The following is a 16,053-nucleotide window of genomic DNA, read 5'->3' on the forward strand; positions in this document are numbered from 1 at the left end:
CGTCCTGCCGTCCTCGCTCACATCAGTCGTCGGCCCGCTCGCTCCCTGTGGTCGCTCGGGGTTGATAATAGGGTGACCGCCTGCCCTTCCCCTGACCGCGTGCCCTCACCGTTGTTCGGACACGCTCTCGGCCGCCGTATTGATATGGTTGGTGATTGATTGGTCCGACGATGGATACGTCGCCGCTGACTCCCGACGACGAAGCCCTGCTCGAGCACGTCGTCGAAACCAACGAGCGAACGGTCGACGAGGAGTTCTTCGACGGCGCACACATCGTCGCCGCGGGGGTGCGGACGAACGACGGGAGCGTCTACGACGGTGTCAGCCTCCCGGCGAGTATCGGCCGCGCCTCGATGTGTGCGGAACCGGTCGCGGTCGGATCGGCAATCGCCGACGGCTATCGACACGACGACCTCGAGACCTGCGTCGCCGTCGCCTACCCGATGGCCGACCACGACGCGACCGGGGTTCGGGTGGTTCCCCCGTGTGGCCCCTGCAGGGAGTTGCTGGCGGACTACAACGAGGAAATGCGGATCATCGTTCCCGTCGACGGCGAGAACCGGGTGGGGACGGCGATCGATCTCTTGCCGACCAGAACGTGGTAGCTGGTTCCTGCTCGCAATCGGGCTCACGCACACGCACACGCACCCGCTCTCATTTCCCCTCCCACTCCCACTGGCCCGTCGGATGACGCAAACACCAAGTCGCCGCCCCGAGACCCCTCGAGCATGTACGAGGCCGTCCACGCCCACCCCGACGGACAGAGTACGGTCGCCAGGCTCGCCAAGACGGCGGCCGACTACGGCTTCGAGGGCGTGGTCGTTCGCAATACTCCGAACGCCCGCCCCGCGTACGACCCCGACGAGATCCGCGACGAGTACGGAGTAGACGTCGTCGAGGGGGTCGAGATCCGGACGGACGACCCCCAGGAGGCGAGCGGCGCGGTCGGGAACCACCGACCCGACGAGACGATCGTCGCGGTCGCCGGCGGCTCGACCGCGATGAATCGCTTCGCCGTCGAAAACGACAAGGTCGACGTGCTCGCTCGCCCGATGGCCGACGACGGCGACGTCAACCACGTCGTCGCGAAGGCGGCCCTCGAGAACGGCGTCCGCCTCGAGTTCGACCTCTCGCGGGTGCTGGCCGATCACGGCGGTCGGCGGGTTCGAGTGCTCCAGTCGCTGCGGAAACTCTACGAGATCGTCGATCACTACGACGCGCCCTACGTCGTAAGCGCGACGCCGACTACACACCTCGAGTTCCGGGCGCCCCGCGAACTGACCGCCCTCGGCGAGCAGATCGGACTGCCGGCGGATTTTATCGAGGACGGCCTCGCGGAGTGGCGGAATCTCGCCGAGCGCAATCGGCACATCCAGTCCGAGTCGTTCATTGAGCCCGGGGTCGAACGTGGCAGGTATGAAGAAGAGCATTGAGGATCACGCCGCCCGGTTCGACGAGGTTGCCGGGGAGTACGACGAGGACCAGTCCGACGAGTACAGGGCCTGTGCGAACCTGGTGATCGAACGCGCGGATCCCGACGATTCGGATACCGTTCTCGATCTCGGGACCGGAACCGGCGCGATCGCGCTCGCGCTGGCTCCCGACGCCGATCGGGTGGTCGGCCGGGACATCAGCGAGGGGATGATGGAGGAAGCAAAGCGGAAGGCCGACGAGCGGGGCCTCGAGAACCTCGAGTTCGATTACGGCCGGTTCCGGGACCCCGAGTACGACGGCGAGGTCGACGTCATTACGTCGAACTTCGCGATGCACCACCTCTCGGACGAGGAGAAACGCGAGGCCATCGAGACGATCGCCGATCTCGAGCCACGCCGGTTCGTGCTCGGTGACGTGATGTTCTTCGGGGAACCCGACCCGGAGGAGCCGTTCTACTCGCCGGAGGTCGACGACCCCGCGACGGTCGGCACGCTCGCGGACGCCTTCACCGACGCCGGCTTCTCGCTGACGGCGGTCGAACGCGTCCACGACCAGGTCGGCGTGCTGGTCGCCGAACGCGGGCGGGTGACGGACGAGCGGGAATGAAACACCTCCCGAAGCACCTCCGTCCGCGGTGGCGCTATCTCGCCGTCGCCATCGAGTCCTGGCCCGACGCCGACATCGACCGGCGGGCCTTCCAGCGCGAACTGTGGTATGCGGGCCAGAACCTGCTCGGCGATCCCGGCAGCGCAGCGGCCGATCTCACCGTCGTCAGGTTCGCGTTCGGGGACGGAACCGGGCACGCGCTGGTCAAAGTCCGCCGAGGGGAGACCGAACCCGCTCGAGCGGCGCTTTCCTGTATCGACGAGATCGACGGCTCTCCCGTCGGAATTCGAGTCTGCGGTATCAGTGGCACGATCCGTGCCGCTGAAGAAAACTATTTAGGACGCGGCCGGCAAGATTTGGAAGAGAGAAACGTCGTGTTCGGGAACGAGGAGCGAGTCGCCGTCGTACGCGATGGCGACGGATCTGCAGACGTGCGACTCGCAGACGAATCGTTCGCGGGCGCGACAGACCTCGATTACGATTTAGCGTGATACTATGCAGGGACAAGCCCAACAGCAGGCGTACGACCGAGGCATCACGATCTTCTCGCCGGACGGCCGACTCTACCAGGTCGAGTACGCCCGCGAGGCGGTCAAGCGCGGTACGGCAAGTATCGGCGTCCGAACACAGGACGGGGTCGTCCTCGCGGTCGACAAACGAGTTCCCTCCCCGCTGCTCGAGGACTCGAGCGTCGAGAAGATCCACAAGGCCGACGACCACGTCGGAATCGCGAGCGCCGGTCACGTCGCCGACGCCCGCCAGCTGATCGACTTCGCGCGCCGTCAGGCGCAGGTCAACCAGCTGCGTTACGGCGAACCGATCGGCGTCGAGACGCTGACCAAGGAAGTCACCGACCACATCCAGCAGTACACCCAGGTCGGCGGCGCGCGCCCGTTCGGCGTCGCGCTGATCGTCGGCGGGATCGACAACGGCGAACCGCGCCTGTTCGAGACCGACCCGTCCGGCACCCCCTACGAGTGGAAGGCCCTGGCCGTCGGCGCCGACCGCGGCGACCTCCAGGACTACCTCGAGGAGAACTACGACGAGGAAGCCGATCTGGACGGCGGCATCTCGCTCGCGCTCGACGCCCTCGCATCGGTCAAAGAGGGCGGTCTGCTCCCCAACGAGGTCGGACTCGCGACCATCGACGTCGAGTCCGAGCGCTTCGAGCAGTTCGAGCAGGACCGGATCGAGACCCACCTCGAGGAGAACGACCTGCTCGAGGAGCCCGACGAGACCGACGACGAGTAACGTAATCGAGTCGCATCGAGACCTCGGATCGGTCCGAGTCGGCGTACTCGAGCGACGTTCCGGGCCGCGTTCGAACCCGAGATCGAAACCGTTCGGGTGAAGGCGACCGGGATCGTCGACCCGACCGCCGGCCCCCGGCGTCGATCGGAAGCGTCCGTTTTCCGTTCCCGATTTCCGGCCAGCCGTTCGCTCGCTGTTGTCCCGACCAGAAGTGGCTACGCCCCCGCACGGAGCTCCCGAGGTCGACCCCCGATCCCAACGGGACTCCGGGAGTCGACGATCCCGCTCGGACGGGACCGCACACCGCTCCGACCGCCGCCGTCAGGAAAAGCTCTTTTACCCGTCCGGCGGAACTCATCGGTATGATATCACTCGACGAGGCGGTGACGGCGCGACTCGAGTCACACGGGGCGCGCTTCGAGGTACTGGTCGATCCGGACGCGGCCCTCGAGATCAAGCGCGGCGAGTTCGAGGGCGACCTCGAGGACGTCATCGCCGCCGAGGACGTCTTCGAGGACGCCTCCCGAGGCGACCGGCCGGCCGAGAGCGACCTCGAGAAGGTCTTCGACACGACCGATCCCCTCGAGATCATCCCCGAGGTGATCAAGGAGGGGGAGATCCAGATCACGGCCGAGCAGCGCCGCGAGATGCAAGAACAGAAGCGCAGGCAGTTGATCGACACCATCGCGCGCAACGCGATCAACCCGCAGATGGACAACGCTCCGCACCCACCCGAACGGATCGAGAACGCCCTCGAGGAGGCCGGCTTCACGGTCGATCCGATGGAACCGGTCGAGAGCCAGGTCGACGACGCGCTCGACGCGCTTCGACCCGTGATCCCGATCCGGTTCGAGGAGGTAACTGTCGCGGTCCAGGTGCCCGCCGACTACGCGGGCAGCGCCCAGGCGAAGATCCGCCAGTTCGGCGACCTGGAACGCGAGGAGTGGCAGCCCGACGGCTCGTGGATCGGCGTCGTCACCTTCCCCGCAGGGATGCAAAACGACTTCTACGACGTGGTCAACGAGCACTCGAGCGGCGAAGCCGAGACGGAAATCGTCAAGGACAAGGACGACCTGAAGACCCGGTAACGGGGTATCGGTCGAGCCGGGATCGACCCGACTTCTTCGAAAACGGGTTCGCTACCCGCGGTGGTACCCGATCAGGAACCCGCTCGCGAACCCAGCCCCGATCGCGACCACCGACAGTGCCGACTCGAGCCAGTGGACCCCGACTCCGGCCGCCTGCATACTATCGCCGCTCCCGATAGCGCCGGCCGTGAGCCGCTCGTAGTCGACGACGACGATGCCCTGGGACTCGAGGTAGCGAAAGAGCATCAATTCGACGCCGAGGACGATCGCGAGCAGTTTCGCGACGCGTTTCGTTCCATACCCCACCAGCGCGCCGAGGACGGCACCGCCTCCGAACTCGAGCAACAGCGTCGTCGGATCGACCGAAAGCATCAGATCCAGCATTCGAGCCGTCGATAATTACTGTTGCGTTGTCCCGTTTGCCCAAGAGAGAAATCGACGGTGGGGATGGTCGTGAGTCCCCGGCCGCCGCGGCGCTGCCGAGCGGCAAGAATTTCCGGGCGCGGCATTCAAGGCGGTCGGATACGTACGGAACGGTATGGCTGAGGCTCGTCTAACGGAGGTGTTCGACCGCCATCGTTAGTCGATTCCGAGCATCGTCGACCGATCGCGGCCGCGACCGGAACCGTCAGTCCGTCGCGGGCGGAACCGAAAGCGGTCGTAACGATCAGTCACGTCCGCGGGCGAGCCAGCAGGCAGCCCATCAACTACTCGTACTCGCATGAGAGCGATCATCGCAAAACGCGTCGACTCCGGCACGCCCGACACGAGCGAGATCCGCGACCTCGCCGAAGCGGCGGGATACACCGTCGTCGGCGAAGTCACGCAGTCCCGACGGGCCGATCCCGCCCTCCAGATCGGGGAAGGGAAAGCCGAAGAACTCGCGACGAAAGCCGCGGAGACCGACGCTACGACCGTCATCTTCGACAACCGGCTCGGTCCATACCAGACGTACAACCTCGGGCAACTGCTCCCCGAGGGCGTCGAGGTGATCGACCGGTTCACGCTGATCCTCGAGATCTTCGGCCAGCGTGCCCAGACCCGCAAGGCGCAACTCCAGGTCGAACTCGCCGAACTCCGGTACGAACTCCCCCGGGCCGAGGCCAAGACGAGCCTCGCGAAACGGGACGAACACCCCGGGTTCATGGGGCTCGGCGAGTACGACGAGAGCCGCGAACGGGACATCAAAGACCAGATCAGTCGGATCAAGGACGAACTCGAGCGGATCGAACAGACCGAGGAGCACCGGCGCGAACGCCGCCGGGACTCCGGTTTCGATCTGGTCGCACTCGCCGGCTACACGAACGCCGGCAAGTCGACCCTGCTGCGCCGAATGGCGGCGGATCTCGACGTCGACGAGAACGAGGACCTCCACCGGGACCTCGAGTCGACGGCCGAGTCACAGGACAAACTGTTCACGACGCTGGGGACGACGACCCGGCGGGCCGACATCGAACCTCGCGACGTGCTGGTGACCGACACCGTCGGGTTCATCAGCGACCTGCCCCACTGGCTCGTCGAGTCGTTCAAGTCGACGCTTGACTCCGTCTACCGGGCCGACCTGGTTTTGCTCGTGGTCGACGTCAGCGAGCCGATCGAGGAGATCCACGAGAAGATCGTCACCAGCCACGACACCCTCTACGAGCGCAACGAGGCCCCGATCGTCACGGTATTGAACAAGATCGACCAGGTGAGCGACGAGGAACTCGCGGAGAAACGCGAGGCGCTGTCCTCGCTGGCCCCGAACCCGGTGGCGGTCAGCGCCCGCGAGGGGACCAACGTCGATGCCCTGCTCGACCGGATCGACGACGAACTCCCGGACTGGGAGGAAGAACGGCTCGTGCTCCCGATGACCGAGGACACGATGAGCCTCGTCTCGTGGATCCACGACAACGCGAACGTCGAAGACGTTACCTACGGCGACGACGACGTGCTGGTCTCCTTCGAGGCCCGCCCCGCGGTAATTTCACAGGCGCGCTCGCGCGCGAGCGAGTTGCAGGCGACGGCGCCGGAGTCGGCCTGACGGCGGACCACAGCGCTCTCGTTTTCCGCTTTGCGTTCGTCCTGGCCGCTCGAGGCTCGAGCAGGTAGAGACGGCAGCGAGTCCTGCGGAGGCCCCAGCCGCTACGGACCCACTCGACGCCGTGATCGACCCCACAATATAAATCGGAGACTCGAGTCCAGTAGGATATGGAACGTGTTGCAATCATCGGCGCCTCGATGACCCAGTTCGGGCAACGCGAGGACGAGTGGATCCTCGATCTCCTCGCCGAGGCCGGACTCGAGTGTCTCGAGGACGCGGGCGTCGACGCTGCGGACGTCGAACACCTGTACGTCTCGAACATGGCAAGCGGCGAGTTCGAGGGCCAGACCGGCGTCCCGAACGCGCTCGCTCACGACATCGACGCGGTACCGGCATACACCCAGCGAGTCGATCAGACCAGTTCCAGCGGCGGCGCGGGGATCTACGCCGCCTGGCAGTCGGTCGCCAGCGGGGCAAGCGACATGACCCTGCTCGTCGGCGGGGAGAAGATGACCCACCGCACGACCGGCGAGGCGACCGACGTGATCGCGTCGCTGACCCACCCCGCCGAGTACAAACACGGGGTCACCCTCCCCTCGTTCGCGGGGCTGACCGCGCGCCACTACCTCGAGAAGTTCGACGCGCCCCGGGAGAGTCTGGCGAAGGTGGCGGTCAAGAACCACCGCAACGGCGTCGACAACCCGAACGCCCAGTTCCGGAAGGAGATCGACGAGGAGACGGCCCTGGAGTCGCCGATCGTGGCCGATCCGCTGCGGCTGTACGACTTCTGTCCGATCACGGACGGCTCGGCCGCGCTGATGCTCTGTCCGGAGTCGGTCGCCGAGGAGTACGCAGACGAGTACGTCGTCGTCTCGGGCATCGACGGCGCGACCGATACCCACGTCGTCCACGAGCGCGAGGACCCGACCGTGATGGGTGGCGTCGTCGAGAGCGGGAAAGGTGCCTACGAAATGAGCGGCCGCGACCCCGAGGACGTCGACGTCGCGGAGCTTCACGACATGTTCACGATCCTCGAGTTCCTCCAGATGGAGGGGCTGGGCTTCGCCGAGCAGGGCGAGGCCTGGAAGTTAGTCGAGGACGGCTACACCGAACGCGACGGCGAACTGCCGATCAACACCTCGGGCGGGCTCAAGTCAAAGGGCCACCCGCTCGGGGCCAGCGGCGTCGCACAGGGTGTCGAGATCTACGAACAGCTCATGGGCGAGGCCGGTCCGCGACAGGTCGACGCGGACGTCGGTCTCTGCTGTAACGTGGGCGGGTTCGGCAACTGCGTCATCACCACGATCATGGAGGCAGCACAATGACGATGGAAGCGATCCGCTACGAGGACGGTTCGATCAGTTACCCCGGCCACCCGCGCGGCCCGGGCGGCGCGGAGCCGGCGGAGACCATCGACCTGAGCGAGTACACGGCCGAGGTCGTCACCTGGACCACCAGCACCGCGACGCCGCCGGGCGTTCGCGAACCAAACACGATGGCGATCGTCGAGTTCGACGTGGAGGGCGAGTCGGTGCGCGCGCTCGGCCAGGTCACGACCGACGACGTCGAGACCGGCGACGAGGTTCAGCCGGTCCACGTCGACGAACTCCGGGAGCCCGGTGCCGGCATTCGAGAGCCAGACAGCCAGGACTGGGACGGCTACCGGTTCGAGCCGGTCTGACGGGTTCGGTTCGTTTTACTCCTCGTTTTCGTTTTCGTCGTCTCCCGTACCCTCCGACCGGTCCTCAGGATGCTCCTCTGACCGCTTCTCCGACCGTTCCCCCGATCGCGAACCGACTTCTGAATCGGGGTCGACATCGTTGCCCTCGTTTTCACCGACATCGGTCGCCGATTCGTCCTCCGGAGTGGCGTGCTCGCCGGCGTCCGCCTCGGTCTTCTCCTCCGGGCCGTACTGGTCTTTGAGCGTCTCGAGTTCGGCGTCGACGTCGATCGTCGGGTCGGGCTCGGGACTCGAGTCGGCCTCGACCCCCGTATCGGACTCCCCGTCTCCATCCTCGGGTTGCCCATCCTGGATGTCGATGCTGATCGCCTCGCTTCGCTCGCTCGACCGTCTCTCCCATCCGTCCGGTCTCCTGCTCGCGTCACCGTCGGTCGCCGACTCGCGGTCCGTCGTCGCCTGCCGGAGTCGCTCGTCGACCTCGTCACGGAGCGCTCGAGCCTCCGAGAGGAGGTCGCTCGCCTCCTCGTCGGCGGGGAGCGCCCCTTCGGAGGCGGCTCGCTGGAGCTGTCCGAGGACGGTATCGAGCTGGGTCAGCGTCGTCTCGCGGAGCGACGCCGCGCGGTCGCCCGCGACGGTCGACGCCTCGTCGGCCCGATCCCGGACCTCGCGTTCGGTTCTGACGAGTTCAAGCCCTCGCTGAAAGCTCTCGAGGGCGCGCACGCTCGCCTTGAGGACGGCCAGTGCGGCCGGCAGCGCCACCTCGTCGGTAAACGCCAGTAGCTCGCGCGGCGTCGGCGGGCGCAGCGACGGCCGCGGCGACCCTCGACGGGACGAGGACGACTCGAGTTCCCGGCGAAGCTCGTCGACGGTCCGGGTGAGTTCGCGGATCGCTTCGGCGAGCTCGTCGTTGTCGGCCATACCGATCCTACGGGAGCCGGTGTAAAAAGCCGGGTGGTCAGATGAGAGCCCAGAACGCGGGTTTCTAGGGACGCGATGGCCGCAATATTTATTCCTGAATGTTGTATTTGTTATGTCGAATGGTGACGGAATACGGGAGCGGGGGGACCGATCTGGGGACGTTCGCGCGGACGCTCGAGCGGCTCAAGCGGGAGGGGTGTAACGTCTTGCTGGTCGGCGCGAACGCCACGGACTGTCACGGCGTCGTCTGTCGTCGACTCTGTGGGGCCGCGGGACCGGAGCCGCGACGCCGGCTGTTCGTCACCGATGGCGAGGGACCGGTCGCCGAGGACGCCGCGATGGAACGGGGGGCAGCATCCGGAAACGAGGTGGCGGTCCGTGACGCCGATCACGTCGGCGAGACGATCCGGATCGACGAGCACGACTCGCTCGGTGCGATCGGGATCGACATCGTCGAAGCCATCGACGACCTCGAGGACGAGGTCGGCGGGTTCGCGCCGTCCGAACTGCGGCTCTGTATGGATTCGGTCGCCGGCCTCTTCCGGGAGCACGACGCCGAGCGCGTCTTCAGACTGCTTCACGTGACGGCCTCTCGCGTCGATCACATCGACGGAATGGGCCACTATCACCTTCCGCTCGAGCGCGACCACGACGCCGTCAACCTCCTCGAACCGCTGTTCGACGCGGTCGTCGAACTCCGGGTCCGGTCCGATGGCGACCGGCGCGAACAGCGGTGGCATCTCCGCGAGGGGGAGACCACCGACTGGATTTCGCTGTAGTCGCGGCCCGTGGCCGATCCAAGCGCTTTTGTTGCTTCCGTGCCCCCGATCCCCTGTGCGAATCGAGAACAGTTTCATTCCCGTTCGGGGGGTCGGCGAGAAGACCGAGCGACGCCTGTGGGAAGCGGGGGTCACGCACTGGGACGAGTTCGACGGCAGCGTCGTCGGGGAGACGCTGGCGGACCGGATCGACGCGTTCATCGAAGAGGGCCAGCGACACCTCGATCGTGGCGACGTCTCGCCGTTCGCGGAGAAACTCCCCGCTGCGAGCCGCTGGCGGCTCTACGAGAACGTCAGGGAGGAAACCTGCTTCCTCGACATCGAGACGACGGGACTCGACGCGAGCTGTAACGACGTGACGACGGTCAGCCTCCACCGCGGGGGCGAGACGAAGACCTTCGTCAAGGGCCGGGATCTCACTGCGGATCGGCTCGGCCGGGAACTCGAGTCGTCGGCGCTGCTGGTCACGTTCAACGGCCAGCGGTTCGACGTCCCCTTCCTCGAGACCTGTTACGACCTCGACGTGTCGGTCCCGCACGTCGACCTCATGTACCCCTGCAAGAAGCTGGGGCTGGACGGCGGTTTGAAACAGATCGAACGGGACGTCGGCATCGACCGCGAGCTGGACGATCTGAGCGGCCGGGACGCCGTCCGACTCTGGCACGAGTACGAACGCGGCGACGAATCGGCCCTGGAGACGCTGGTCGAGTACAACCGGGCCGACACGCGGAACATGGAGCCGCTGATGGACGTCGTCGCCGACAGGCTCCACGAACGGGTGTTCGAGGCCGCACGCCCTTCCGAGTGAGGATCGTGGCGCTGTGCCGGCCTGCTCCGCGTGTGAACGGACGGCCCGACGCTCGCGGAACGGTACGCATACGACGGTCGGCCGCGTCTCCACGGACGTGAGCGACGACAGTGACGACTCAGATTACGAGTACGAGGTCGAACTGGAGGTACGGCTCCGGGACATCGACTTCATGGGGCATGTCAACAACGCGACGTACGCCACGTATCTCGAGCAGGCCCGCGAAGCGTTTTTCCGGGACGTACTCGGCGTCTCGCTCGTCGATACCGGAACGGTTCTTGTCAACCTCGAGATCGACTACGTTCGCCCGATCGCGGCCGACTCGGACGTTACCGTGGCGGTCGAAGTGCCGGAACTCGGCGACTCGAGTCTCCCGCTCGAGTACGAGATCCGCGCGGACGGCCGGCGTGCGGCGACTGCGAGTACCGTGCAGGTCGTCCGCGATCCGGACACCGGCGATTCGGTTCCGTTACCCGACGAGTGGCGCTCCCGGATCGAAACCCACTGGGAGTAGATTCGGGACGGCTCCGAGCGATCGATGGAAGCGGAGACCGAGGGCGGAGGACCGAAGGTAGACAGACCGACCGCGTCTACGGGTGGGAGTGATCGAATTCGGAAACGTCGACTTCCCCCTCGCTCGTGACGACGACGTGGTATCCGCAGAACTGGAACTCGACCTGTCCCGTCCCCCGGGGGGTCCCATCCTCCCGAGGAGCGAACAGCGAGTCCAGCGCTTCGGGGTTGACCACGTCGTACAGCGCGTCGTATTCGGGGGGTTCGATTTCGGTGGGATCGACGCCCTCTCGTTCGGCGATCGCAGCGATTACCTCGAAGCTGAGCGGCTGGACGTCGTCTCCTTCCGTACGGTCGACTGAGAGTAGCATTGACCGGACGCTTTCCTCGGTCACACATAAATCCTATGGGCCCAACCCAATATTGATGCTGTTCTTTGGCTATTGTACACCATAAATGGCCATTGAAGGATTATTTGGTCAATATTAGGGGTAGAATCCTACTACATTCACTCGATCCTGGAGAAAAGTCGAAGAAAGCTATCTTTCAGGCAGGCCTTGTAAGCCCGCAACGGGCAAAGAAACCGAAGCGGACAGGTGCAACCGCTCGAACGATGTCAGTGACGGAACGACGATGGCGTCCGGATGAAAGATACGGGGATCCGAGGGGGCCTCCATACGGGCGTTGATACCAATCCCCCAACCGACCGCCGAGCGTAAAACGATCGTTCCCGGCGAATAGCGACCGCCGATGCGGCACGGAGCGATCGAACGGAACGTTTATGTCGATCTTGACTGAATAGTCAGTTGGCGAGGAACCAGGTGGACCTCCTGACATACTGCTTGATCACACTCTCGGACCCGTTCCTCGCCACCGCCGATCTCGTCCGATCAACTCATCGCTGACGCGATCCCGACCCTCCGTTCGAGGTTCGACGGCTTCGAATACTCCTCAGGAACACCCGCCTCTCTTCTTTCGATTCCGTCGAGATAGTCCATCCAGTGTTCCCTACGGAGTAGTACCCGCCAAGATTCCCACCGCCGATCCCGATCAACCCCGGAGCCGGACCGCTGTGGGGATCGAAGGAACAGAAAGTTGATAATGGCTCTGACTGAACGGTCAGTTGGGGACGGCGGCGAGACGCCCCGATCGACCGCCGTTACCCCACCGGACCATCTCCACCCTTCCGAACTCTGTGGGACATGACTCTTTTGACCCCGGTCTCGCACCACCGGGGTTTGGAGGGACGACGAAAACTACGCGCGCGTTACTGAGGTCTCGAGACCGGTCGGTAAAAGAGTTCGTTCGGAAGGAAAGCCAGGGGTGGGATTTGAACCCACGAAATCTCGATTACAAGTCGAGTGCATGAACCGCCCATGCTCCCCTGGCGCGAGACATTCTGCAGTTACCCGTCCTCCTTTGAGTGTGTGTCGTTTTCCGACCGGTCGTCGAGCGAACGCTGCATTCCGACCCGGAACGGATCGTATCCCCGGTCCCGGTAAAACTGCCGAGCAGCGTCGTTCTGGGCCATCACCTCGAGCGTCATCACGTCGACGCCCTGCTCGGCGAGTCTGCGTTCGGCGGCCTCGAGCAGCGCCGTCCCGATCCCCCGGTCACGGTAGGGTGGTTCGACGTAGAGGTTCGTGAGCGTTCCCCGGTCGGTGTCGAGTTCGAGGGTACCGTGTTCGATCGAGAAAGAGGCGAACCCGGCAATGTCGCCGTTTACTCGCGCGACGAGGAGCCCACCCGCGGTACAGTGGGCCGCGAGCGTCTCCCGCATCACGGCGCGGTTCGGCTCGGCACGAACCGCGGATTCGTGGCGTCGCTGGTCGCGAGCCAGCCGCACCCATAGTTCGGTGATGGTGTCGATGTCGGCGGTCGTCGCGGGCTCGATTTCGATGCTCGAGTCCATGTTGTTCTCCCCGTTTTCGTCCTCGTTCTGGTCCCCATCCTCGTCCTCCGCCGAGTCCGATGTCATCGTCTCACCGGTCTGTGCCCGTCGCCTCGAGCGACTGCGACGCGTTTCCCTCCTCGATCGGACGGACACGAACGGTGGTCGCCTCGGCGTCCGAGCCATCGACGGTGTCGATCATTGTCGCTCACATCCACTGCCGCACCCGAAAGGTCTTTTCATCGTATCGGTCGGCCAGTCTGACTATCAGCGATACTGGTCTCTTCCGGACGAAGATCGATGGGACGGAACGAGGGAGAATCGAGGTGTCGGAAGGAGTGCGGGGTCGTGCGCGGCCGACGGCGAACCCGTCGGTCAGACCGTCCGACAGTCCGAACAGACGAGCTGGCCGTTCGACTCCCACAACGAATCGGCGAGCGAACCACAGGCCTCGCAGACGCCCTGCGTGGAGTACTCGTCACCGCCGTTGGGCAGGACCGATGACTCGCCCTCCTCGGTCCCGAGCGGGGGCTCTCGAGACAGGTCGTCGGATATCGGCTCGCCTTCGGCCCCTGTCTCGGAACCGGCCACGGCGGTCCCCGGGTTCGTTCCGGCACCGGTGCCGGGGTCGGTCGATCGTGGTGGCGCCACCGTCCCCTGGAACGATCCCGCCGCGGCGATGACGTCTCGCTGGGTGACGAGGCCGAGAACCTCGCCGTCGGTTTCGTCCTCGACGACGACGTTGCGGATGTTCTCCCGGGCCATCAGGTTGGCCGCGTCGGAGAGGGAGCGATCCGACGAGACGGAGATGACCGGCGTCGTCATTACTTCGCCGACCGTCGTTTCGGCGGGGTCGTGCTCCTCGGCGACCAGCCCGAGGACGTCCCATTCGGTCATGATTCCGACCGGGTCCGTCCCCCGAACGACGAGCACTGCGCCCGCCCGTTCCTCGCGCATGAGTTTGACAGCACCCTGGACGGAGTCCGATTCACTGACCCCAACGTATTCGGTCGTCAGGACCTCCTTGACCGACAGTTCCGATTCCATACTCGAACAATGAGCGCAGACGGGCTAAAAACTACCTCCACCACGCTTAAGCGCGTTGCTGACGAAGTTTTATCGTTCGGGTGATTTCCCACGGGGCTGTCGGAAGCCACCGTATCAGTGTCACAGGTCGGCCCGGCCGAGCGAGGCTACCACTCGAGTTCGACCCGGGTCCCGTCGGCACGACAGGTCTCGAGGGCGTGTTTCGCCGCGAAGCCGGCGTCGTGGGCTGTCTCGCCCCGGCCGACGCCGACCTGGAGGCTGACGTCGACGGCGTCCTCGACGTGGTGGATCGCCTCCTCGTAGTCGGGCTCCTCGAGGTCGGGACAGACGACGATCACGTTGTCGCCACCGACGAAAAACGAGAGGCTGTCGTGGGCGTACCGCATGTGTCGCATGAGTTCTGCGTACCCCTGTTCGATCTCGATGAACGTGTCGAAGGCGTTGAGTTCGTCCGTGTAGTTGCCGGTCGCGTTGATCACGTCGAAGTGGGCGATCTGGACGTCGTCGGCGGTTCGGTGGGCCTCCTCGATGGCCCGTCCCTCGAGACACTCGCGTCGGTCTTCGTCCTGGGCGCTCCCGGCCTCCTGCAGCCGCTCGGTCGCGTCCGACAGCGCCTGAACCGGGTCGGTGCCGGTGGCGACGCCGAGGCTGAGCGTGACGGGGTAGCGGTTTCCGACTGACTCCTGTAACAGTTCGTGGTCGGTCATCGAGAGGCCGTTGGTGACTGCGATCATGTTGTCGAAGCGGGTGAAAAAGACGTAGCCGCCTCGAGCGCCGACGAACTGCGAGATGTCGGCGAAGAGTCGCGACTGCAGCGTCTGGAGATCGGCTTCCCGACGGGGCTCCGGCGTCACCGTCCACGGACCGTAGTTGTCGATCTGGACGAGCGTAACCTGCGTATTTGTCACGGTGAGCGATTCTTTCGAACGCCGTCGTATAAGTGATACGTAATCCAGATTCGTGATGCGCCGGAGAGTCGGTCCCGTCGGCGATCGCGGTCGTTACGCGTGGACCTTCTCGGGGTCTTCGCCCTGCGGGTGGTACTTCCAGAAGTTCCCTTCGCGCATGGCCGCCCCGACGGCCTTGTGCATGTCGACGATCTCCTCGAACTCGTCGGCGTCGATGTACTCGAAGATCTCGCTCATCGCGACGACCTTCTCGTGGTTGATGCGGATCGGGTAATCGCCGTACTCGTCGACGAACTCCGCGACGTCGAGCGGGAAGTCCTCTTCCTCGTCGACCTTGTCCGCGATGATACGCATGTCGTACTTGCGCATCCCCTCGCTGCCCTCCTCGCCGTCGGGATCGACTGGCCACTCGTTGCTCATACTCGAACGTGTGCAGGGATCTTGCAAAAGGGTTACTCTTGGTGGCGGTCGTCGGGAGGGACAATGCGCTGGGGATCTCACCAGATATTTCTCATACGGCTGCTAACATGCCGGAAAGCCTATGTCGAATCTCCGGGGGACGAGTTCGGTCGTCGGGGTCGTATTGCTGGTCGCGATCACCGTTATTCTGGCCGGCTCCGTCGGCGCGTTCGTGTTCTCGCTCGGGGATACCCCGTCCGAACCGGGACCCATCGCCGGAGTGACGACGGACGCGACCTTCACCCTCTCCGGCACGGCAAGTTGCGACGAGGAGGTCGTCAGGTTACGGCACGTAGCCGGCGATCCGATCGACGTTACCGACATGGAGGTCACGGTACGGATCCGCGGCGGCGACATGGAAGCGACGTTAACAGATCTGCCCTCGGAGAACTCGAGTCTCGACGACGATCACGTCGACGGCGACGCGGACGTGATCGACCAGAGCGGCTGTGCTGGCGGCGCTATCGTCGACTCGAGCGACGGTTCGCCGGAGTGGACCTCCGGGTCCGCTATCGAGTTCCGGGTGAACCACGGCTCGAGCACCACGGACCTCGAGTCCGGCGATGAGGTCGAGATACTCGTGACGGACACCGACGGCGGAACCGTCGTCGTGTCCGAGACGTTGACCGCCTGACCGAGCCGGTTCC

20 protein-coding genes and 1 tRNA gene are annotated in these 16,053 nt (G+C 65.1%); 13 read left to right on the plus strand and 8 right to left on the minus strand.

Translation table 11 applies throughout. From position 1 onward, the window contains the following. Nucleotides 1-170 precede the first annotated feature (170 nt). From BM113_RS07615 to BM113_RS07640, 6 genes are all read left to right on the plus strand, one after another. Entirely contained in the window at nt 171-605 is a 435-nt protein-coding gene (locus tag BM113_RS07615) for a cytidine/deoxycytidylate deaminase family protein (protein WP_089786771.1), read from the plus strand. A 123-nt stretch (nt 606-728) separates the two neighbouring features. Beyond that, a complete protein-coding gene (locus tag BM113_RS07620) occupies nt 729-1,433 on the plus strand; it encodes an RNase P subunit p30 family protein (protein WP_089786773.1) in 705 nt (234 codons plus the stop codon). Then, nucleotides 1,417-2,040: a class I SAM-dependent methyltransferase gene (locus tag BM113_RS07625; protein WP_089786774.1), complete on the plus strand. Its 624-nt coding sequence runs from the start codon at nt 1,417-1,419 to the stop codon at nt 2,038-2,040. The genes BM113_RS07620 and BM113_RS07625 overlap by 17 nt, the downstream gene beginning before the upstream one ends. After that, nucleotides 2,037-2,531 carry an Rpp14/Pop5 family protein gene (locus BM113_RS07630; RefSeq protein WP_089786776.1) on the plus strand — a complete coding sequence of 165 codons (495 nt, stop codon included), beginning with the start codon at nt 2,037-2,039 and terminating at the stop codon, nt 2,529-2,531. The genes BM113_RS07625 and BM113_RS07630 overlap by 4 nt, the downstream gene beginning before the upstream one ends. Before the next feature lie 4 nt (nt 2,532-2,535). Beyond that, entirely contained in the window at nt 2,536-3,291 is a 756-nt protein-coding gene (gene psmA, locus BM113_RS07635; protein ID WP_089786778.1) for an archaeal proteasome endopeptidase complex subunit alpha, read from the plus strand. Between the two features lie 362 nt (nt 3,292-3,653). Beyond that, a complete protein-coding gene (locus BM113_RS07640; RefSeq protein WP_089786779.1) occupies nt 3,654-4,379 on the plus strand; it encodes a ribosome assembly factor SBDS in 726 nt (241 codons plus the stop codon). Between the two features lie 51 nt (nt 4,380-4,430). Here BM113_RS07640 and BM113_RS07645 read toward each other — a convergent pair whose 3' ends face one another. Continuing rightward, the gene (locus tag BM113_RS07645) at nt 4,431-4,751 is read right to left on the minus strand and encodes an FUN14 domain-containing protein (RefSeq protein ID WP_029601710.1); all 321 of its coding nucleotides are present in this window, start codon (nt 4,749-4,751) and stop codon (nt 4,431-4,433) included. Between the two features lie 349 nt (nt 4,752-5,100). Here BM113_RS07645 and hflX point away from each other — a divergent pair, with 349 nt between their 5' ends. From hflX to BM113_RS07660, 3 genes are all read left to right on the plus strand, one after another. Beyond that, nucleotides 5,101-6,402, plus strand: a complete 1,302-nt coding sequence (gene hflX / locus BM113_RS07650; protein WP_007142857.1) for a GTPase HflX — start codon at nt 5,101-5,103, stop codon at nt 6,400-6,402. Nucleotides 6,403-6,569: 167 nt separating this feature from the next. Next, nucleotides 6,570-7,727, plus strand: coding sequence for a thiolase family protein (locus tag BM113_RS07655; protein WP_089786781.1), 1,158 nt, complete (start codon nt 6,570-6,572; stop codon nt 7,725-7,727). Then, nucleotides 7,724-8,083, plus strand: coding sequence for an OB-fold domain-containing protein (locus BM113_RS07660; protein WP_089786782.1), 360 nt, complete (start codon nt 7,724-7,726; stop codon nt 8,081-8,083). Before BM113_RS07655 ends, BM113_RS07660 begins: the two co-directional genes overlap by 4 nt. 15 nt (nt 8,084-8,098) lie before the next feature. Here the strand turns inward: BM113_RS07660 and BM113_RS07665 are convergent, their stop codons facing one another. Beyond that, nucleotides 8,099-9,001, minus strand: coding sequence for a DUF7547 family protein (locus tag BM113_RS07665; RefSeq protein ID WP_089786784.1), 903 nt, complete (start codon nt 8,999-9,001; stop codon nt 8,099-8,101). Nucleotides 9,002-9,120: 119 nt separating this feature from the next. Here BM113_RS07665 and BM113_RS07670 point away from each other — a divergent pair, with 119 nt between their 5' ends. The 3 genes from BM113_RS07670 to BM113_RS07680 all read left to right on the plus strand — a co-directional run bounded on the left by BM113_RS07670 (nt 9,121) and on the right by BM113_RS07680 (nt 11,102). Next, nucleotides 9,121-9,780 (plus strand): DUF7504 family protein, encoded by a 660-nt coding sequence (locus BM113_RS07670; RefSeq protein WP_177209128.1) that lies wholly within the window; start codon nt 9,121-9,123, stop codon nt 9,778-9,780. Between the two features lie 55 nt (nt 9,781-9,835). Further along, entirely contained in the window at nt 9,836-10,588 is a 753-nt protein-coding gene (locus tag BM113_RS07675; protein ID WP_089786787.1) for a ribonuclease H-like domain-containing protein, read from the plus strand. 97 nt (nt 10,589-10,685) lie between these two features. Then, on the plus strand, nt 10,686-11,102 hold the full coding sequence (locus BM113_RS07680; protein ID WP_089787219.1) for an acyl-CoA thioesterase: 417 nt from the start codon (nt 10,686-10,688) through the stop codon (nt 11,100-11,102). A gap of 76 nt (nt 11,103-11,178) precedes the next feature. Here BM113_RS07680 and BM113_RS07685 read toward each other — a convergent pair whose 3' ends face one another. From BM113_RS07685 to BM113_RS07710, 6 genes are all read right to left on the minus strand, one after another. After that, on the minus strand, nt 11,179-11,472 hold the full coding sequence (locus BM113_RS07685; protein ID WP_089786789.1) for a DdfA family disk-determining factor: 294 nt from the start codon (nt 11,470-11,472) through the stop codon (nt 11,179-11,181). 944 nt (nt 11,473-12,416) lie between these two features. Then, a tRNA-Thr gene (locus BM113_RS07690) sits at nt 12,417-12,490 on the minus strand. A gap of 16 nt (nt 12,491-12,506) precedes the next feature. Then, the gene (locus tag BM113_RS07695) at nt 12,507-13,079 is read right to left on the minus strand and encodes a GNAT family N-acetyltransferase (protein ID WP_089786791.1); all 573 of its coding nucleotides are present in this window, start codon (nt 13,077-13,079) and stop codon (nt 12,507-12,509) included. A 288-nt stretch (nt 13,080-13,367) separates the two neighbouring features. After that, nucleotides 13,368-14,039 (minus strand): CBS domain-containing protein, encoded by a 672-nt coding sequence (locus BM113_RS07700; RefSeq protein ID WP_089786793.1) that lies wholly within the window; start codon nt 14,037-14,039, stop codon nt 13,368-13,370. A gap of 146 nt (nt 14,040-14,185) precedes the next feature. Further along, complete coding sequence (locus tag BM113_RS07705) at nt 14,186-14,947, minus strand: GTP cyclohydrolase III (RefSeq protein ID WP_089786795.1); 762 nt, start codon at nt 14,945-14,947, stop codon at nt 14,186-14,188. Between the two features lie 93 nt (nt 14,948-15,040). Next, on the minus strand, nt 15,041-15,367 hold the full coding sequence (locus tag BM113_RS07710; protein WP_089786796.1) for a DUF5785 family protein: 327 nt from the start codon (nt 15,365-15,367) through the stop codon (nt 15,041-15,043). Nucleotides 15,368-15,488: 121 nt separating this feature from the next. Between BM113_RS07710 and BM113_RS07715 the strand changes: the two genes are divergently transcribed. Beyond that, nucleotides 15,489-16,040, plus strand: coding sequence for a type IV pilin domain-containing protein (locus BM113_RS07715; RefSeq protein ID WP_089786798.1), 552 nt, complete (start codon nt 15,489-15,491; stop codon nt 16,038-16,040). Nucleotides 16,041-16,053 lie beyond the last annotated feature (13 nt).

This window comes from Natronobacterium haloterrestre (assembly GCF_900112205.1).
GTDB classification, from domain to species: Archaea; Halobacteriota; Halobacteria; order Halobacteriales; family Natrialbaceae; genus Natronobacterium; species Natronobacterium haloterrestre.

Excerpts from the sequence above, each read along its gene's own strand:
- BM113_RS07710 (WP_089786796.1), bottom strand. The coding sequence starts at position 15,367 with ATGAGCAACGAGTGGCCAGTCGATCCCGACGGCGAGGAGGGCAGCGAG.
- BM113_RS07700 (WP_089786793.1), bottom strand. The coding sequence starts at position 14,039 with ATGGAATCGGAACTGTCGGTCAAGGAGGTCCTGACGACCGAATACGTT.
- BM113_RS07640 (WP_089786779.1), top strand. The coding sequence starts at position 3,654 with ATGATATCACTCGACGAGGCGGTGACGGCGCGACTCGAGTCACACGGG.
- BM113_RS07715 (WP_089786798.1), top strand. The coding sequence starts at position 15,489 with ATGTCGAATCTCCGGGGGACGAGTTCGGTCGTCGGGGTCGTATTGCTG.
- psmA (WP_089786778.1), top strand. The coding sequence starts at position 2,536 with ATGCAGGGACAAGCCCAACAGCAGGCGTACGACCGAGGCATCACGATC.
- BM113_RS07645 (WP_029601710.1), bottom strand. The coding sequence starts at position 4,751 with ATGCTTTCGGTCGATCCGACGACGCTGTTGCTCGAGTTCGGAGGCGGT.
- BM113_RS07660 (WP_089786782.1), top strand. The coding sequence starts at position 7,724 with ATGACGATGGAAGCGATCCGCTACGAGGACGGTTCGATCAGTTACCCC.
- BM113_RS07615 (WP_089786771.1), top strand. The coding sequence starts at position 171 with ATGGATACGTCGCCGCTGACTCCCGACGACGAAGCCCTGCTCGAGCAC.
- BM113_RS07625 (WP_089786774.1), top strand. The coding sequence starts at position 1,417 with ATGAAGAAGAGCATTGAGGATCACGCCGCCCGGTTCGACGAGGTTGCC.
- BM113_RS07655 (WP_089786781.1), top strand. The coding sequence starts at position 6,570 with ATGGAACGTGTTGCAATCATCGGCGCCTCGATGACCCAGTTCGGGCAA.
- BM113_RS07630 (WP_089786776.1), top strand. The coding sequence starts at position 2,037 with ATGAAACACCTCCCGAAGCACCTCCGTCCGCGGTGGCGCTATCTCGCC.
- BM113_RS07620 (WP_089786773.1), top strand. The coding sequence starts at position 729 with ATGTACGAGGCCGTCCACGCCCACCCCGACGGACAGAGTACGGTCGCC.
- BM113_RS07665 (WP_089786784.1), bottom strand. The coding sequence starts at position 9,001 with ATGGCCGACAACGACGAGCTCGCCGAAGCGATCCGCGAACTCACCCGG.
- BM113_RS07670 (WP_177209128.1), top strand. The coding sequence starts at position 9,121 with ATGGTGACGGAATACGGGAGCGGGGGGACCGATCTGGGGACGTTCGCG.
- BM113_RS07695 (WP_089786791.1), bottom strand. The coding sequence starts at position 13,079 with ATGACATCGGACTCGGCGGAGGACGAGGATGGGGACCAGAACGAGGAC.
- hflX (WP_007142857.1), top strand. The coding sequence starts at position 5,101 with ATGAGAGCGATCATCGCAAAACGCGTCGACTCCGGCACGCCCGACACG.
- BM113_RS07685 (WP_089786789.1), bottom strand. The coding sequence starts at position 11,472 with ATGCTACTCTCAGTCGACCGTACGGAAGGAGACGACGTCCAGCCGCTC.